Source organism: Streptomyces sp. YPW6 (genome assembly GCF_018866325.1).
GTDB lineage: Bacteria > Actinomycetota > Actinomycetes > Streptomycetales > Streptomycetaceae > Streptomyces.
Genome location: NZ_CP076457.1, coordinates 1,420,560 through 1,437,652 on the forward strand (window position 1 = coordinate 1,420,560; position 17,093 = coordinate 1,437,652).

The window sequence follows — 17,093 nt, forward strand, 5'->3', positions numbered from 1 at the left end:
TACCCGTCGCGCAGGAGAGTCAGGGGCTGCGGACCGGCTGCCCGCGCTGCGTATCCCGGCGAGCCGCCATGGCCGGTGCCTCCTGCTGGGAACATCGCGCCACCCTGCCGTCGACACAGCGGCCGCGCGCTGCGGGCCTGAGTCCAGGCGGACGTCAAGTCGTTCAGCGCCCTCCTGAAGGGCCGCCGCGGTCGCCGGCGCAGCCTCAGCGACCTTTCGTAAGTACCGGCAGCTCTGCGGAGAGTGGAACGATCCACTGGCTCGCCCTTTGGTCAGCGGCACCGGCTCCTCGAAGGTGGTCGGTTCTTCAAGTGACAGACCGTCGGCCCGCGTCGCTCCGCTCAGGTAATCGTCGTACTCGCGGCGGCTGATCCCAGCACTCGTGCGACTGGCCGACAAGACATCCCCGGGGAAGCCACCTGCACAGAAGCGATCCGCACCATGCCCACGATGGCCATCGTGGGCATGGTCGCGTAAAGCAGTACGCGAGTTCCAGGCGGGGCGGCGACGCGCTGTCGGCGCACCTCGACCACCCGACACCTCCGAACCACGAGCCGACAAGCTCAGGCTCTCGCTCGGAGCCTGGGGCCCATACGACCCCTGGCACAACACGCACCGGACACTCCACCTGGCGTCACAGAACGTCACTACCGAGAAGCGGCTGGGCAGGGACAGCCAACAGCTCGGTAGCCGGTGCCCCAGCACCTTCAAGGTGACTACGACACACAACCGAGAGCTCCGCCCGGTGTCCGTCAAGCACGCATGACGACCCATCAGAAACCGCATCGTCCGTGCGTCAAACATGCGTCACGTGCGTCAGATATGCGTCAAGATACCGCCTGTAACGCACGTACCGCACACTCGACAAAGCCGCAGGCCAGCGGCTCTTGTCGGCAGGCTCCAGAATCGCCACGCACTCCACATGATGCGTCATCGGAAAGACGTTGACCTGGGCGAGTCACGGAAAATCCCAGGTCAGACACCCATTTCTCAGCTCGCCAACCTGCGCGGGGGACCTGGAGCGTCAAACGAGCGTCACAACCTCCCTCACGTTCCAGGCCATCCGTGTGCGTGCCGCCCCTGGCGCTATGTGACAAGAGGCAGCTCTCGTCGAGGCTCGGGAAGGTACAAGCCTGGAGCTGCTGCGGTCGGCTCGCTAGTGGGCACGCGCGACGGTGTCGGTACCGCCCACATTCCCAGGGGGTGGCTCGGGGCGGTTCACCACCGGGCCCTTGGTCAACCAGGATGCGCTCCGGCTCGCCGATGTTCACGCCAGATACCACTACCCAATCTCACAGAGCGCGACTACTGATCACTGAATCGCCATATCCTGCTGTCCAGGGCGGCCGATGGTGCCGCGCGTCATCGTTCGGAGAGCAGATGGAACCCGCGGTCGTTGGGGCGCGCCTCGCGTCCAGCGTTGTGAGCCCGCTGATCAGGAAGCTCTTTCTGAACGGGGTGCACGGGGCAGAACTTGTCGACAGGCCAGTCCGCGTGTCCCGGCTCGTCTCTTTCCGCGGCGAGCAGCGGACCCTGTCCGACAAGGAGATGCACAGAATAGCGGAGGAGCTGGTCGCGCGCGCCGTGCAGGCGACAGGCGAGGAGCAGTTACCCAGTCACGAGGTTCGAGCCGTCACCAATGCGGTCGCCTCGTCTCTGCGCGTCATGGGCACCCTCGATATGGATGACGTACAGGCGGTGTACCTCGGGCACATGGGGCTGGCACGGCATCTGAGGTCAATGAGTCCCACAGCCGTGCTGGGGCTGTCGGCCGATGCCGTCGAACTCCATGCAAGCGTGCTGAACACCGCGTGCCTGCACATTCTGAACTTCTTCACCCAGCGATCGGCATTCGTCCCGCGCACCCTCGTGGAACAGAGCCGGAGCCTAGAGGAATTGACGCGCAAGATTGACTCCCTCATCACCAGGGCCCCATCCCCCGCCGACGGCCCTTTCGAGAGGCGATACTCGCGCTACATCACCGACAAGTACGGAAAGCTGAGCATCTTCGGCCTCGATCTGTCCCAAGGGCCAGAGAACTGGCTGCTGAACGTCGCATATCTCAGTCTCGACGCAGTGGGCGACGCGACCGGGGTCCTTCCCGGCAGGCTCTCCGCCGACCAGGTACTGGCCGCGCACAACCGGGTCCTGCTGCGCGGCGTGGCCGGCTCGGGCAAAACCACTCTCGTACAGTGGCTGGCCGTCTCCACGACCCGACAGAACCAGCTGGACCTCTTCGGCATGGTGCCGTTCGTGCTGCCGCTGCGCACGCTCACCAGGGGCGGGGCCAAGCTTCCGGCCCCCGACGAGTTTCTGTCCGCGGTGGACTGTCCCATCGCCGCGCTTCAGCCGGCGGGCTGGTTCGACCGTGTACTGAGAGCGGGCCGCGGGCTGATCCTCATTGATGGAATCGACGAGATTCCGGAGGACGACCGCAACGACGCTCGTCGCTGGCTCCAGGAACTGATCAGCACCTATCCGGGAAATCGCTGGCTCGTCACGTCCCGGCCTTCCGCCGTCCGGGAGCACTGGCTGAGCGGAGACGGCTTCGTCGAGGCTGATCTCGCGCCCATGAGTAGGGACAACATCGCAGATTTCGTGATCCGCTGGCACCAGGCAGCCGGTATCAGCGATCAGTACGCCCATGAGCTGTTACGCGCGGTGCGTGTCAAGCAGGACCTCGGCAGACTTGCCACCAATCCTCTGATGTGTGGCCTGATCTGCGCACTTCATCAGGACCGCCACGGCTATCTACCCGAAGGCCGCAAGGAGATCTACGACGCGGCACTGTCCATGCTTCTCTTCCGGCGCGACCGCGAACGCGGTGTGTACAAGCCGGGATCGATCCGCATCGGCGAGGCGCACCACATTCAGCTGATCCAGAAGCTGGCCTACTGGATGATCCGCAACGGCCGCTCCGAGATGGATCGCGCCGACGCAGTTAACCTCCTTACCCAGGCACTGCCCACGATGCCGAAGGTGGCGGAGCAGGGCACGGCCGAGGAGATCTACCGACACCTCCTCATCCGTAGTGGTCTGCTGCGTGAACCGAGCGTTCAATCGATGGACTTCATCCACAGGACCTTCCAGGACTACCTCGGGGCCAAGGCTGCTGTGGAGGGGCTCGACTTCGACTTCCTCATCGCCAATGCGCACCTGGACCAGTGGGAGGATGTCATCAGGATGGCCGTCGCCCACTCCCGCCTGACCGAGCGCACTCGGCTTCTGACCGGCATCATCCGGCGGGACAACGTCACGGCACACGGGATGAACCGACTGCACCTCTTGGCGGCGGCGTGTCTGGAACACGCTACAGAACTCGACCCCGAAGTCCGGGCGGAAGTGCAGCAGCGCGCAAGCGCCCTGATCCCGCCCCGCACAGCGGATCAAGCCCGAGCGCTAATCGAGGTCGGCCCGGTGGTACTGGACCTGCTTCCACATCCGCCGGCCGCTCCACCGAGGGAGCGGCCTACCGACGAGAGGGTCGTCGGCAAACGATCGGACGAGCAGAAGGCCGCACAGGAGCAAGCCGCCAACGAGGCGTACTTCACGGTCTTCGCTGCCACCCGTATCGCGACCGACGCGGCGATCGACGTGCTCGCGCGCTATCGCGGCTACCACGACCTACGGGTGCGCAATGAGCTCGTACGAGCCTGGAGCCGCTTCGACACCAACATCTACGGCCAAGAGGTCATCGCCCATCTCGGCCAGGACAACCTCTACTTCCCGGTATCCAACCCGGCCGAGCTGCAAGCGATCAGCAGTTTCGGCGGGCGGGCTTGGATCAAGATCGCCGGTGATTTCACCGCCGTCGACTTCCTCAACGGCTGCCGCGAAGCGCCACTCACTCACCTGTGGCTGACCTCGGACATCGGTGACTCCTGGAAGTGGCTGCGTGAATTTCCGCACCTTCGCTCCCTGACCATCGAGACCTCACTGCCCCACCTGGACGTGGCACCTCTGGCGTCAGTGCTGCCTCTTCGTACGATCACGCTACCGCAGGGAGTTGTCGTCTCCGGTAGGGACTCTCTGCCCTCGTACATGGAGGTTATCCGTATGCGGCACGACGCGGAGTGAGCGGCCGACCACCTACCCGCAGAGGGGTTCGACATCCGGTACGACGGCGGTCGGTACGGGAACACAAGCGCGAAGCGAAGGGCTTGGATAGCGGTCACATCCGGCCGATCACGTCCGCAGACGCCACCGTGGGAGGACCTCGGTCCGTGTTTGAGGGGACACCCTCAGCGCTTCAGAGATCTTGCAGACGACTGCGCGGCGGCAGGTTCGACGGAGTTGACAAGGCGTCTGCGGCTGCTTCTACGTCGATGTCGACCTGGACTCTGCGGAACCGTTCAAGGGTCTCGAGCTCTTGGTCCGTGAAGCCTCCTTCGCTGAGACGAATGGCCTGCGCCAGAGATTGAATGGTCTGCCCGATACGAACTGCATCCTCCGCGGCGCCGCGATGGAGCGATCGATAGGACGTGGCGGTGGGGCCCTGCCAGCGAGTCTCTATGCCGTCAACGATCTCGTCCATACGTTTGAACTGCTTGCCGAGATACTCGTGCATGTCATCCAGATCGTCTGCCAGCTTTTTCAACTGTGACGACGTATAAGCAAGTTTGGGCTCATCACCCATGTCGGTCCCCCACGTTCGAACCCGTGTTGCAAGCCGACCAACCCTAGCAAGGCGGACACGACTTCACGGGCATGAGGGTCACACACGCCGCTATCACTCCTACCACTGAGGGGTCCGGCTTCGAGTTGGGCAGACATGCGGCCGCCGTGCGACCCAGTGCCCGCGTCGGACTCCGCTCAGTTGATGAGTAGCATCATGAGTGACTGCTTCTAGGGGGATCAGTACCGTGCCGGGCGAAGACCGCATCACCGTTAATTTCGCTACTTTGCAACAGCTTTCGGGTGACCTGGAGGACATCCTCCGCGTCCTCAACAAGAGACTGGACACGTTGTACGGGCGGACTGCCAAAGCCGTGCTGAGCTGGGACGGCGAGGCGCGCGAAGCGTTCATCGACGAGCTGGACAAGTGGAGCCACTCCGCCGACGACCTCAAGGCGGCCCAGGCTTGGCTTCACGAGGTCGTGGTGAAGGGGCACCTGAACTACGCCGCGGCCAACAGGTCCGTACTCGAAGGCTGGGGAGGCGGTGCCTGATGGCCGGCCCTACCTCACCCGCCCAGCCGCCGGGTGGTAGCGGCACCATCGACGTCAAGCCGAGCGACCTCTGGTCGGTCTCCGGTCGGGTCGCCGCACAGCAGGACTTCCTGGTACGGGGCGTCAAAACGCTTCTCGAGGAGCTGGGCAAGTACCCCGACGCAGGCGGTGCCGGCACCGAGGCCGAGAAGTTCGCCCGGGCGTACACGAAGATCGGTAATCGCTGGCTGGAGGTGTGGGGCCGGTCCGTGCTGAGCGTCGGCGGTGTCGCAGTCGGGTTCACCGAGACGGCCAACGCATACACCAGGGCAGACGCGGCGGCCCACCCCAAGCCGGGGAAGACGGCCGAGCAGCGCCCCCGGCCCGCGGTCATCGACAAAGACCCGAACCTTGGCTCCATCCCCGACATCAAGTGGGGCGATGACGACGGTGGCGACGACATCCTGCGGGGCTTGATGGAGGGCATGCCCGAAATCGTCCGGGATCTCCTCCATCCCCTGTGCAAGCACGTGTTCCGGGTCGGCAGAGTGGCAGACGTTTACCCGTATCCGGAACAGCACTATCTCAACTCCCTCTGCCACAGCTGGATGAAAGTCTCCGTCACTGCGTCGCTGGGGGCGGACCAGCTCACCCAGGCTGTCGGTGTCATCACCAACCACCAGCAGGCGGAGTGGGAGGCTGCGATGCGGACCTTCTGCAGCGCCCTGTGGGGAGGAACGGCCTGGGGGCAGCGACAGCACGGCTACCAGTGGGCGCAGACCGCCAACTCCGGCCACGGCACACCACGCGTCCCCACGGGCAGTCAGCCCGTCCTGGCCGTACTGAAAGACACGGCCGATGACATCGCCACCATCCTGCGCGAGTACGCGGAAGCCGCCGTCGACCTGAACCGCGACGTCAAGGACGAGCTCGACCGCGCCATGTGGAAAGCCGCCAAGGACATCATCGAGGACCTGGCCAAGCCCAAAGACCTGAAGAGCGCGCTCGGCGCCGCCACATCTCTCCTCGGCAGCGGTGCTGGCCTGCTCCTGTCGTTCGACGTCAAGACGGTACTGAACCTCGACACCGCCAAGCTGAACGGGATCGTCGCCAAATACACCGGCATCCTGGAAGGCCTGACCACGCGGATGACGGCACTGGAAGGGCCGCTGGATGAGGCGTACCGCAGCGCCCCCAAGTTCGAGGCCGGCGTCGCCCGTGCGCACGGCTTCGGTACGCGGGCCCTGGAGGAATTCAAGGACTCGAAGGTCTGGCTGAAGGTCGATTCGACCGGCAACTACGACCTGAATCTCGCCGCCAACGAGTACATGGCGAACGGCCATACTTTGGACAAGCACGTCGGAAAGACGGACGAGCAGTTGGCGCAGCGCCTGCGTGACCAGCAGTCAGGCGGACCGACAACGGCTTGGCCCCACGGCAAGCCGATGCCCAGCGGCTCCTCCGCCTTCCCGAACTACCAGCGCGCCGAGGAATTGACCGAGCGCAATCTCAACAGGAACAAGGCCGCCATCGAGGCATGGATCAAGGGACCTCCGCCGGCCTCCGACGGCGACGTCAAGTCGTTCTACGACAAGGTGCCCAGTGACGAGACCAGCGGCCGCAGCGTGAGCAAACAGCCGGTGGACCCCAACGACCCGCTGTCCGGATACAAGCAGGGCGGTCTGAACGCCAAGGCGTACGACGTGAGCGGCGTCGACACGCGTATCCGCTACGACAGCAATCGCAACCCTCCTTTCACTGTCATGACGTCGATGCCCTCCAAGACCTAGCGAAAGCCGAGAAAGGCCAGCACCACATGTCCGTCGACCAGACGTCCTGGGAAGCCGCGGTACGCCACTTGTACGAGGACGCGTATCCGTACGACGCCACGGGCCCGCGTCGCCACGAGAACTGGGTTCTCGACGTCCTTGCTCTGATGGCACGGGTCCCGGACCCCCGCGGCTGGACCGGTCTCGATGACGCGGCTGAGAATCCGGAGCGCGAGTCGTGCCCCAACTACCCTTTCGCCGCCCACCCGTCGGAGTACATCGCGAGGCGTCTCCAGGAGATCGACCGGGACAGTGCCGAGAACCTGCTCCTCGCCCTTACGGACGACGGCTGCACCCTGTCCAACCTGAGCCGCTTCTCCGAAAGCGAGGCGGAGCTCCGGGTGATGGCGCGCACGCTCCTCGAGCGCTACGGAGACTCCGCCATCTACGTCACCAACGTCAACAAACCCGGTCACGTGAGAGGCACGCTCGACTTCACATCGTCAGGCTGGGCATACAGCCCGCTGAGCGTGTACTCGGAGGACTACGGCCTGATCGTCGTCTCGGACACCGAGGTGGGCATGTTCTGGAACTTCGCCGACTACTGAACCGCTTGCCGCCCGTGGGAGCTCGGCTCCTGACGAGGCAATTAGAGAGGACGCCCCTGTGCTGACCCGATCCGCCTCCTACCCCGACAGGGAGACCGCACAGTGGGCCACCCAACAGGTGGTAACCGCCAACGAACAGGCCGTCCACCGCTGGCTCGCCCAGAACACCCGGGTCCGCCTCACTCTCGAGGCAGCCTGGCCGTCCCGTGAGGAGCCCGTGGGCCGGGTCCAGCTGGAGGGTGACCTGCTGGCCGGGCGCGGCCCCGTCGATGTGCGCGCGGCGCGCGTGGTGCTGCGCCGCGAGGCAACGAGTCCTCTCGGCTTCGTCGTCCACACAACCGTCCCGTTCTACCTGTAGGGGTCGCACGCACATGTCCATGAAGCCCCTCGAACACGACCGGCGGTACGGCGAGCTGGACCAGGTCATGCGCGCGTACCTGGGTCAGCCGGCCGATGACACCCCGGAGCGGCGCAGTCGCGCCCTGGACGCGTACCTCCGTCACACCTGGCATACCCGCCCTGCGGCCATCGCGGAGGCGGAGCGACAGCTGCGCGAGTACAGCCGTAATCCTCCGGGGCGCATTCGGCAGGAGCTGGGTGAGTTCTACTCGATCCCGGACACCGGCAAGCCCCAGTCGGACATCGGTGACTGGCTGACAGTGCTGGCCGACCACCTGAAGAGGAGCATCGAGGAGGGCGACGTCCCGGAGCCATCGTCCCCACAGACGCACTGGGAGTGGCACGCGCGCTTTCCGGAGACCGCGCAACTACTGGGGGGCTGGTTCTCGCAGGACATCGTTGACGAGTTTCGCGGCCACGACGCCGCAGTCGCCGACTACGGCCAGACCACAAACCCGCAGTTGGTCGCCCGCCTCGTGGGTGAACTGCACGAGTTGCTCGCTCTCCCCCTGGACGAGGGGGACTACGCCCTGGCTGCCGCCGAACTCGGCATGGAGGTCGGCCCGCCGGAACCGTTCTCCCACGGCGCCTGGTTCCAGTCGCTGGCCGCGACGCTCTCCGGTGTCTGATCCGGCTGAGCGGGCGATTCGCAGTCCGAAGGCGGATGCATCTCAGTGCCCTGACCGCACCGACCGGGCCAGGACGGCTACACCAACCTGGCCACCCGGGCGGCCAGATGGCTCGTGGCGGCCAAGAAACCTCTCCTCCATGATGACGCGACGACCCGTACCGCGCCGTGGGTTCGAAGCTCACCTGACGCACCATAAGACCGAGCGTCAGACGAGCGTCGAGCCTGTCGTGCACCACTCCCGACGAAAGCCGCCGTGGACCGCTCGCCCCTGCACTCTTGGGTGAGACCTCAGGTCAGCGAACCAGTGCATCTTCGGTGCGCGCCGGGGGCGTGGTAAATCCCATGGCGCGCGCCGGAGGTGCTTCTGTCTGCCCTGACGTGGGCTGATGCCCGTCCGGGACGCTGGAGGGGTTCGTTCCGGCCGAAACCGATGCCTCTGTGATGCCGGTGAGCTCGCAGGTCAGCGTGGTGCTGGGGGCCGTCCACGGGAACCGTGGAGTGTTGCTGCGAAGCACGTGCGTCAGAATTCCTGATTCACCCTGGCCCTCCCGGAACGGCGTGCCCGGTTGTCCGGTGAGGGAGGGAGCAAGGCCGTGGACGTGCTGCACGAACGCTGCGCCGGCCTCGACATCAGCAAGAAGGACGCCAAGGCATGCGTCCGCACCCCGAGTACGAAGCGGCGGGGGTCCTTCACGACCGAGACCACGACGTGGGGATCAACAACGAACGCGGTCCTCGCCCTGCGGGAACACCTGCTCGCCGCGCAGGTGACACTGGTGGTGATCGAGGCGACCTCGGACTACTGGAAGCCCTTCTACTACGTACTGGCCGAGGGCCTGGACGTGATCCTGGTCAACGCCCGGCAGGTCAAGAACCTGCCAGGCCGCAAGACGGACGTCTCGGATGCGGCCTGGCTGGCCCAGCTCGGCGCCCACGGACTGGTCAGGCCCTCGTTCGTGCCGCCCGAGCCGGTCCGTGAACTGCGGGACCTCACGCGCGCCCGGACGACCGCCACCCGTGAACGCGGCCGTGTGGTCCAGCGTCTGGAGAAGCTGCTGGAGGACACCGGCATCAAACTGTCCGCGGTCGCCTCCGACATCATGGGCGTCTCCGGCCGGGCCATGCTCGAAGCCCTCATCCGAGGCGAAGGCGACCCGCAGATCCTCGCGGACCTGGCCAAACGCAAGCTCCGCAACAAGATCCCCGAACTCACCGAGGCCCTGACCGGACGCTTCCGCGAGCACCACGCGTTCCTCGCCCGCCTGCATCTGGACCAGTACGACCAGCTCACCACCATGATCGACCAGCTCACGGGACGCATCGAAGAGGCGATGGCCCCCTTTCGTGGCGCCCTCGACCTGCTCGACACCATCCCCGGCATCAACCAGGCCACTGCCGAAGTGGTCATCGCTGAGACCGGCGGCGACATGGCCCGGTTCCCTTCCGCCAGGCACCTCGCGTCCTGGGCCGGGGTCTGCCCCGGCCACCACGAGTCCGCCGGCCGCACCAAGAACACCAAAGTCCGGCCTGGCAACCCCTACCTCAAAGGAGCCCTCGGCCTGGCCGCATTCGGCGCGGTGAGAACCAAGGACACCTACCTGCAGGCCCGTTACAAGCGGTTGACCGCCCGGCGCGGCCCGCTCAGGGCTCTGGTCGCCGTCGAGCACTCGATCATCACCGCGATCTGGCACATGCTCACCGACAACGTCCCCTACCACGAGCTCGGCGGCACCTACTTCACCCAGCGCGACCCCGAACGCGCCGCCCACCGGGCCATCAACCAGCTCAACCAGCTCGGCTACACCGTCACCCTCAACCCGATCGAGAACGCAGCCTGACAGCAGAACCCGGACACCCGGCGACCACCACGGCCACCGGGCACCCACACCTGCCTACAACCCCCTGACCTGCACCTATTTACGCGTCAGAGCACTGCGCCTGGACGGCCGCGCGGTCCACGTCGTGTCCGGTGGAAAACATGTCGAACGCATCCCGCCGCACCTGAGAACCCCGGGAAAACTGCAGGTCAGCGAACCTTTTCGGTCGGCTCCAGAATCGCCACACACTCCACATGATGCGTCATCGGAAACAGGTCGAACGCCCGCAGCGTCCGCACCCGGTACCCGCCCTCCCGGAAGTACGCCAGGTCACGGGCCAGGGCCGCCGGGTCGCAGGCCACGTAGGCGATGCGGCGGGCGCCCAGGCCCGACAGGTGGGTGACCACCTGCTTGCCCGCGCCCGCGCGCGGCGGGTCCAGGACGATCAGGTCGCACTCCGTGATGCCGGTGCGGGGCAGGACCTGGTCGACCTTGCCGTGTTCGATGCGGACCCGGTCCAGGTCCTTCAGGTTGTGGCGGGCGTCCTCGACCGCGCGCTTGCCCGACTCGATGCCGAGGACCGCGCCCTTCTCGCCGAGGCGCTGGCCGATGGCGCCGGCGAAGAGGCCGACGCCGCAGTAGAGGTCGAGGGCCGTGTCGTTCTTGCGGGGCAGCAGGCCCTGCATCACCGCGCGGACCAGGGTGTTGGCCGCCTGCGGGTGGACCTGCCAGAAGCCGCCGGACCCGACGCGGTACGTGCGGTCGTCGGCGCGTTCGCGGACGAAGCCGCGGCCGTGGACGCGGTGGACGCCGCCGTCCCGCTCGTCGACGCGGAGCACGGAGACCGGCTTGTCCAGCTCGACCAGGGGGAGCCGGCCGCCGGGCTTCGGAGTGAGGATGACCTGGCGGTCGTTCGAGCCGGTGGCGGTGATGGCCTCCACCGCGGCGATCTGCGGCCACTCGCGCTTCTCGACGCCGAGTTCGGAGACCCCGGGCGCGGCGATCAGGCAGTGGTCGATCGGCTGGACGTCGTGCGAGCGGTGCTTGCGCAGGCCGGCGCGGCCCTCGGCGTCGATGGCGTACTGGACGCGGGTACGCCAGGCCGGAACCTCGCCCGCCGGGAGCTTGTCGCCGTCGGCCGGCATGACCGTGCCGTCCCAGCCGGCCTCCTCGGGGGTCAGGCCCGCCAGGCGCCTCAGCTGCTCGGCGATCACCTCGCCCTTGAGCCGCCGCTGGGCGCCCGGCTTGGCGTGCTGCCAGTCGCAGCCGCCGCACATGCCGGGACCGGCGTACGGGCAGGGCGCCTCGACGCGGTCCTTGGACGGCTCGATGATCCGTACCGCGTCGGCCCGCAGGAAGCGGGAGCCCGTGTCGCCGTCGGTCACCTTGGCGACGACCTTCTCACCGGGGAGCGTGTGGCGGACGAAGAGCACCTGGTTCCCAGCGGTACGGGCGATGCAGTGGCCGCCGTGTGCGACGGGCCCGACCTCGACCTCGTACTCCTCCCCGACCAGCGACGACGTGGGTTCGTTCTGCATGAGGGGAGGCTCCAGGGAGGAAGGGGGTGAGCGGTCGAGCATGCTGCCGGACAACAGCCCACCAGTCTACGTGGGACTCGTGGGAACGGTGACCACGGACGGGACGCCCCCCGTCCGGCCCGGTCATCCCTTGCGGTGTCCCCGCTCGACCGGCCCCCGGCGCACCGACCCCGGAGCACTCCAGTCCGCCCGCTTGCGGGCCCGCTTCCTCGCCGCCTCGGAAGACTGGAGCTGGTACGGGACGGAGGTCACCATGACCCCGGGTGTGAAGAGCAGCCGGCCCTTCAGGCGGAGGGCGCTCTGGTTGTGCAGCAGGTGCTCGTACCAGTGTCCGACCACGTATTCGGGGATGTAGACGCTGATCACGTCGCGCGGGCTCTGGCGGCGCAGGCCCTTCACGTACTCGATGACCGGGCGGGTCACCTCGCGGTAGGGCGAGTCGAGGATCTTGAGGGGGACGTTGATGGCACGACGTTCCCAGTCCTCGCGCAGCGCCTTCGTCTCGTCCGGGTCGACGCTGATGGAGAGCGCCTCCAGCTGATCGGCGCGGATGAGCTGGGCGTAGGCGAGGGCGCGCAGGGTGGGGCGGTGGAGCTTGGAGACGAGGACGATGGCGTGGACGCGGGAGGGGCGCACGCTCTCGTCGGCGGGGGTCTCGTCGGCGGCGATCTCCTCGGCGACCCGGTCGTAGTGCTTCCGGATCGCGGTCATGGTGCCGTAGAAGATGACCATGCCGAGCAGCGCCACCCAGGCTCCGTGGGTGAACTTGGTGGCGAGGACGATCACCAGGACGACGCCGCAGAAGAAGGCGCCGAAGGCGTTGATGGCGCGGGAGCGGATCATGTGGCGGCGCCTGGCCCGGTCCCGTTCGTCGGCCAGCAGGCGGTTCCAGTGCCGCACCATGCCGGTCTGGCTGAGGGTGAAGGAGACGAACACCCCGACGATGTAGAGCTGGATCAGGTGCGTGGAGTCGGCGCCGTAGATCCAGACGAGCAGGATCGCGGCGCCCGCCAGCAGCAGGATGCCGTTGGAGAAGGCCAGGCGGTCGCCGCGGGTGTGGAGCTGGCGCGGCAGGTAGCGGTCCTGGGCGAGGATCGAGCCGAGCAGCGGGAAGCCGTTGTACGCGGTGTTCGCGGCGAGGAAGAGGACCAGGGCGGTGGCGGCCGCGAGGACCATGAAGAGGAAGGAGCCGTGGCCGAAGACCGCCTCGGCCACCTGGGCGATGACCGGGTCCTGCGTGAAGCCGGCGCCGACCGGGACGCCGTCGCGGATCAGGTCGATGGCGGGATTCTCGGCCAGTTTGACGTCGGTGGCCAGGGCCAGGCCGATGATGCCGCAGAACATGGTGACGGCGAGCAGGCCCATCAGGGCGAGGGTGGTCGCGGCGTTCTTGCTCTTCGGCTTCCGGAACGCGGGTACGCCGTTGCTGATCGCCTCGACGCCGGTGAGGGCGGCGCAGCCGGAGGAGAAGGCCCGCAGCAGGAGGAAGACGAGCGCGAATCCGGCCAGTCCCTCGCGTTCCGGCTTGATCTCGAAGTCGGAGGTGGGGGCGTGCATCGTGTCGCCGAGGATCAGTCCGCGGAAGGCGCCCCAGAGGATCATGAGGAAGACGCCGGCCACGAAGAGATAGGTGGGGATGGCGAAGAGCTTCCCGGACTCCTTCACTCCGCGCAGGTTCATCAGGGTGAGCAGAACGATGGCGCCTATGGCGCAGAACGTCTTGTGCTCGATGACGAACGGGACCGCGGAGCCGAGGTTCTCGACGCCGGAGGAGATGGACACGGCGACGGTGAGGACGTAGTCGACGAGCAGGGCGCTGGCGACGGTGAGTCCGGCTTTCGGGCCGAGGTTGGTGTTCGCGACCTCGTAGTCGCCGCCACCGCTCGGGTAGGCGCGGACGTTCTGCCGGTAGGAGGCGACGACCGTGAACATCAGGACGACGACCGCGACGGCGATCCAGGGGCTGAAGTGGTACGCCGACACACCCGCGATGGACAGCACGAGGAGGACTTCTCCGGGTGCGTACGCCACCGAGGACAACGGGTCGGACGCGAAGACGGGCAGCGCGATGCGCTTGGGAAGCAGGGTCTCCCCGAGCTTGTCGCTGCGCAGCGCCCGGCCGATCAGGATCCGTTTGGGCAGGTCGGTCAGTTTGGACACGCAGAGGATCGTAAGCGGAGCGCGAGGCCGAAAAGCACACCCATTCGACGTGGCCCCGCAATCTCCTGCGGTCGGAGGAGAACGTTGCTGCATTCTTTAACGGAATCCTTGCACTCGCTCTCCCTTTTTTGCTTTTCCTTTACTGGAGTGCGCGAGGATGCGGACACTCGGATGAGGGAGTGGCTCCACCGGCCCTTAAGCTCGTCCTCGGGCCGCACCGCGGGTGCGGGCCGTTGTTTGCCCAGCAAGCCGAGAGAGAAGTGTGAGCAGCGTGTTTTCGCAGGTCAGCCGGATGACCAGGACGGCGGGGTAGGCGCACAGTGCACATCGTCATCATGGGCTGCGGGCGCGTCGGCGCCGCTCTCGCGCAGACCCTGGAACAGCAGGGGCACACCGTCGCGGTGATCGACCAGGACCCGACGGCGTTCCGTCGCCTCGGGTCCGGATTCGGCGGTCGCCGGGTCACCGGGGTCGGTTTCGACCAGGACACCCTCCGCGAGGCGGGGATCGAGGACGCCGGGGCGTTCGCCGCGGTCAGCAGCGGTGACAACTCCAACATCATCGCGGCCCGGGTGGCCCGCGAGATGTTCTCCATCGAGAACGTCGCGGCACGCATCTACGACCCCCGGCGCGCCGAGGTCTACCAGCGCCTCGGCATCCCCACCGTGGCGACCGTGCGCTGGACGGCGGACCAGATGCTGCGGCGGCTCCTGCCGTCGGGCGCGGAGCCGCTGTGGCGCGATCCGAGCGGCGGTGTCCAGCTCGCCGAGGTGCACACGACACCGTCCTGGATCGGCCACAAGATCAGCACGCTCCAGGAGGAGACGGGGGTCCGGGTGGCCTTCCTCACCCGGTTGGGCGAGGCCATACTGCCGACTTCGCAGACCGTTCTCCAGGAAGGCGACCTGGTCCACGTGATGATGCGTACGGATGAGATCGCCCAGGTCGAAGAAGCCTTCGCCCAGGGTCCCGAGGAGGGCGGCCACTGATGCGTGTGTCGATTGCCGGAGCGGGTGCGGTGGGTCGTTCCATCGCCGCCGAGCTACTGGAGAACGGGCACGAGGTGCTGCTGATCGACAAGGCTCCGACCGCCATCTCGGTGGAGCGGGTCCCGATGGCCGAGTGGCTGCTCGCGGACGCGTGTGAGATCACGTCGCTGGACGAGGCGGCGCTGCAGCGGTGCAACGTGGTGATCGCCGCGACCGGGGACGACAAGGTGAACCTGGTCGTCTCGCTGCTCGCCAAGACCGAGTACGGGGTGCCGCGCGTGGTGGCCCGGGTGAACAACCCTAAGAACGAGTGGCTGTTCAACGAGTCCTGGGGCGTGGACGTCGCCGTCTCGACGCCGCGCCTGATGTCGGCCCTGGTCGAGGAGGCGGTGAGCGTCGGTGATCTGGTCCGGCTGCTGCGCTTCAGCCACGGCGACGCCAACCTGGTGGAGCTGACCCTGCCGCCGGAGTCGGCGCTGGCCGGTATCCGCGTCGGGGATGTGGCCTGGCCCGCGGACACCTCGCTGGTGACGATCATCCGGGGTCAGCGGGTGCTGACGCCGAGCCCCGAGGAGTCCCTGGAGCCCGGGGACGAGCTGCTGTTCGTGGCCGCCCAGGCGCGTGAGGAGCAGCTGGAGGACCTGCTGTCGGTCCGGCGGAGCCCTGACGAGGGCGACGGCTGAGCCGGTCACCGTGCGAGAAGAGGGCCCGGAGCCGCGCGAGAGCGGTTCCGGGCCCCTTCACGTCCGGCGTGCGGCGTGCGGCGTGCGGCGTGCGGCGTGCGGATCAGGCTTCCGGGTTGCGGAGCGCGGCGGCGGCCTGCGCCTTGCGCTCCTTCTCGGCCTGTTCCTCGGCCTCCATCTCGGCGAAGACGTCGATGGGCGGCGGCGCCTTCGCGAGGAAGATCCAGGTCAGATAGACCGCGAGCAGGAACGGCGGGATCTTCAGCGCGATGAGGACCCAGCCGAACTGGGTGGTGTCGGCCCACCAGTAGAGCGGGAAGAGGATCGCGCACTTGGCCAGCAGGATGAAGCCCCAGGCGTAGCTGGCCTTGGTGTACGCCTTCTTCCGGCCCGGGTTACGGGTCCGCCAGGAGAGGTTCTCCTTGAAGACCGGGCCCAGGATCAGGCCGATCAGCGGCACCCCGGCGGCGGCGGTGGCGATGTAGGCGACCGAGAGGCCCAGGGTGTAGAGCATGCCCGGCAGATAGAAGTCCTTGGCGTTGCCCGTCATCATCGCGAAGACGACACCGAAGGCCACCCCGAAGACGCCGCTGAAGGCGTGCTTGACGGTGTCACGACGGATCAGCCGGACGACCACGAGGGCCAAGGACACGACCAGGGCCGCGACGGCCGAGATCTGCAGGTTCTTGTTGATGGTGAAGATCGAGACGAAGAGCAGCCCGGGGAGGACTGTCTCCACCATCCCGCGCACACCGCCGAAGGCCTCGAACAGGGCGGCCTCGGTGACGGCCCTCGACTCCGCGTCCTGCTGGGCGGCGTGCCTCCCGCCGGTGTGCCGCGGGTCGGTGCGATGGGGCTGGTCCGTGTCGGACGTCGGCTTGTCGAGAGACGTCACCGGCTACTCCTTGCCGAGCGGTCGGAGTTCGTATGTGGGGTTGAACAGCACCCGGCGGCCGTGGCTCATGGCGACCCGCCCCGAGGCGATGATCCTGCGGCCGGGCTCTATGCCGACGATGGACCGGCGGCCGAGCCAGACCACGTCCAGCGGCTCGGTGCCGTCGAAGAGCTCCGCCTCCAGGGCGGGCACTCCGGCCCGGGGACGGAGGGTGACGGTCCGCAACGTACCAGCCACCTTCACGATCTGCCGGTCGGAGCACTCGGAGATCCGGGTGCACCCGGTGGCCTGCGCGTCGTCCCGCAGCTCCTGGGACTCCAGGTCCTCCTGGGAGCTGGAGAGCCGGTCGAGCATCCGGCGGAAGCGCCCGGACGGCTTCTCCGCCTTCCCGGCCTTCCCGGCTTTCGCGGATCGGGGAACAGCACTCATACCCGAAGCGTACCGGTCCTGTGCGCCG

Annotated in this window: 14 protein-coding genes; 9 read left to right on the top strand and 5 right to left on the bottom strand. The window is 67.1% G+C overall.

Features of this window, described 5'->3' with window-relative positions; translation table 11 throughout:
• The first annotated feature begins 1,380 nt into the window (after positions 1–1,380).
• The gene (locus KME66_RS06205) at positions 1,381–4,077 is read left to right on the top strand and encodes an NACHT domain-containing NTPase (protein ID WP_216319896.1); all 2,697 of its coding nucleotides are present in this window, start codon (positions 1,381–1,383) and stop codon (positions 4,075–4,077) included.
• A 172-nt stretch (positions 4,078–4,249) separates the two neighbouring features.
• Here KME66_RS06205 and KME66_RS06210 read toward each other — a convergent pair whose 3' ends face one another.
• On the bottom strand, positions 4,250–4,636 hold the full coding sequence (locus KME66_RS06210; protein WP_216319899.1) for a WXG100 family type VII secretion target: 387 nt from the start codon (positions 4,634–4,636) through the stop codon (positions 4,250–4,252).
• A gap of 226 nt (positions 4,637–4,862) precedes the next feature.
• Between KME66_RS06210 and KME66_RS06215 the strand changes: the two genes are divergently transcribed.
• The 6 genes from KME66_RS06215 to KME66_RS06240 all read left to right on the top strand — a co-directional run bounded on the left by KME66_RS06215 (position 4,863) and on the right by KME66_RS06240 (position 10,392).
• Positions 4,863–5,168, top strand: coding sequence for a WXG100 family type VII secretion target (locus KME66_RS06215; protein WP_216319902.1), 306 nt, complete (start codon positions 4,863–4,865; stop codon positions 5,166–5,168).
• Entirely contained in the window at positions 5,168–6,937 is a 1,770-nt protein-coding gene (locus KME66_RS06220) for an RNase A-like domain-containing protein (RefSeq protein ID WP_216319906.1), read from the top strand. The genes KME66_RS06215 and KME66_RS06220 overlap by 1 nt, the downstream gene beginning before the upstream one ends.
• 26 nt (positions 6,938–6,963) lie before the next feature.
• Positions 6,964–7,524 (top strand): hypothetical protein, encoded by a 561-nt coding sequence (locus tag KME66_RS06225; protein WP_216319909.1) that lies wholly within the window; start codon positions 6,964–6,966, stop codon positions 7,522–7,524.
• A gap of 58 nt (positions 7,525–7,582) precedes the next feature.
• Positions 7,583–7,882 carry an RNase A-like domain-containing protein gene (locus tag KME66_RS06230; RefSeq protein ID WP_124275139.1) on the top strand — a complete coding sequence of 100 codons (300 nt, stop codon included), beginning with the start codon at positions 7,583–7,585 and terminating at the stop codon, positions 7,880–7,882.
• A gap of 13 nt (positions 7,883–7,895) precedes the next feature.
• Complete coding sequence (locus KME66_RS06235; RefSeq protein ID WP_216319911.1) at positions 7,896–8,552, top strand: contact-dependent growth inhibition system immunity protein; 657 nt, start codon at positions 7,896–7,898, stop codon at positions 8,550–8,552.
• Between the two features lie 595 nt (positions 8,553–9,147).
• Positions 9,148–10,392, top strand: a complete 1,245-nt coding sequence (locus KME66_RS06240; protein WP_216319914.1) for an IS110 family transposase — start codon at positions 9,148–9,150, stop codon at positions 10,390–10,392.
• Between the two features lie 188 nt (positions 10,393–10,580).
• Here the strand turns inward: KME66_RS06240 and KME66_RS06245 are convergent, their stop codons facing one another.
• Together KME66_RS06245 and KME66_RS06250 are read right to left on the bottom strand one after the other, a co-directional pair.
• Positions 10,581–11,909 carry a class I SAM-dependent RNA methyltransferase gene (locus KME66_RS06245; RefSeq protein ID WP_216319916.1) on the bottom strand — a complete coding sequence of 443 codons (1,329 nt, stop codon included), beginning with the start codon at positions 11,907–11,909 and terminating at the stop codon, positions 10,581–10,583.
• Between the two features lie 123 nt (positions 11,910–12,032).
• A complete protein-coding gene (locus KME66_RS06250) occupies positions 12,033–14,069 on the bottom strand; it encodes an APC family permease (RefSeq protein ID WP_216319919.1) in 2,037 nt (678 codons plus the stop codon).
• A gap of 320 nt (positions 14,070–14,389) precedes the next feature.
• Here KME66_RS06250 and KME66_RS06255 point away from each other — a divergent pair, with 320 nt between their 5' ends.
• Together KME66_RS06255 and KME66_RS06260 are read left to right on the top strand one after the other, a co-directional pair.
• Positions 14,390–15,058 carry a TrkA family potassium uptake protein gene (locus tag KME66_RS06255; RefSeq protein WP_073220605.1) on the top strand — a complete coding sequence of 223 codons (669 nt, stop codon included), beginning with the start codon at positions 14,390–14,392 and terminating at the stop codon, positions 15,056–15,058.
• Positions 15,058–15,741 (top strand): TrkA family potassium uptake protein, encoded by a 684-nt coding sequence (locus tag KME66_RS06260; RefSeq protein ID WP_073220603.1) that lies wholly within the window; start codon positions 15,058–15,060, stop codon positions 15,739–15,741. Before KME66_RS06255 ends, KME66_RS06260 begins: the two co-directional genes overlap by 1 nt.
• Positions 15,742–15,844: 103 nt before the next feature.
• On the opposite strand, the gene KME66_RS06265 is transcribed toward KME66_RS06260, so the two are convergent.
• Both KME66_RS06265 and KME66_RS06270 read right to left on the bottom strand, forming a co-directional pair.
• Positions 15,845–16,636, bottom strand: a complete 792-nt coding sequence (locus KME66_RS06265) for a DUF3159 domain-containing protein (protein WP_216319922.1) — start codon at positions 16,634–16,636, stop codon at positions 15,845–15,847.
• 3 nt (positions 16,637–16,639) lie between these two features.
• Complete coding sequence (locus KME66_RS06270; protein ID WP_216319925.1) at positions 16,640–17,065, bottom strand: OB-fold nucleic acid binding domain-containing protein; 426 nt, start codon at positions 17,063–17,065, stop codon at positions 16,640–16,642.
• Positions 17,066–17,093 lie beyond the last annotated feature (28 nt).

Excerpts from the sequence above, each read along its gene's own strand:
- KME66_RS06205 (WP_216319896.1), top strand. The coding sequence starts at position 1,381 with ATGGAACCCGCGGTCGTTGGGGCGCGCCTCGCGTCCAGCGTTGTGAGC.
- KME66_RS06210 (WP_216319899.1), bottom strand. The coding sequence starts at position 4,636 with ATGGGTGATGAGCCCAAACTTGCTTATACGTCGTCACAGTTGAAAAAG.
- KME66_RS06220 (WP_216319906.1), top strand. The coding sequence starts at position 5,168 with ATGGCCGGCCCTACCTCACCCGCCCAGCCGCCGGGTGGTAGCGGCACC.
- KME66_RS06225 (WP_216319909.1), top strand. The coding sequence starts at position 6,964 with ATGTCCGTCGACCAGACGTCCTGGGAAGCCGCGGTACGCCACTTGTAC.
- KME66_RS06235 (WP_216319911.1), top strand. The coding sequence starts at position 7,896 with ATGTCCATGAAGCCCCTCGAACACGACCGGCGGTACGGCGAGCTGGAC.
- KME66_RS06245 (WP_216319916.1), bottom strand. The coding sequence starts at position 11,909 with ATGCAGAACGAACCCACGTCGTCGCTGGTCGGGGAGGAGTACGAGGTC.
- KME66_RS06260 (WP_073220603.1), top strand. The coding sequence starts at position 15,058 with ATGCGTGTGTCGATTGCCGGAGCGGGTGCGGTGGGTCGTTCCATCGCC.
- KME66_RS06270 (WP_216319925.1), bottom strand. The coding sequence starts at position 17,065 with ATGAGTGCTGTTCCCCGATCCGCGAAAGCCGGGAAGGCCGGGAAGGCG.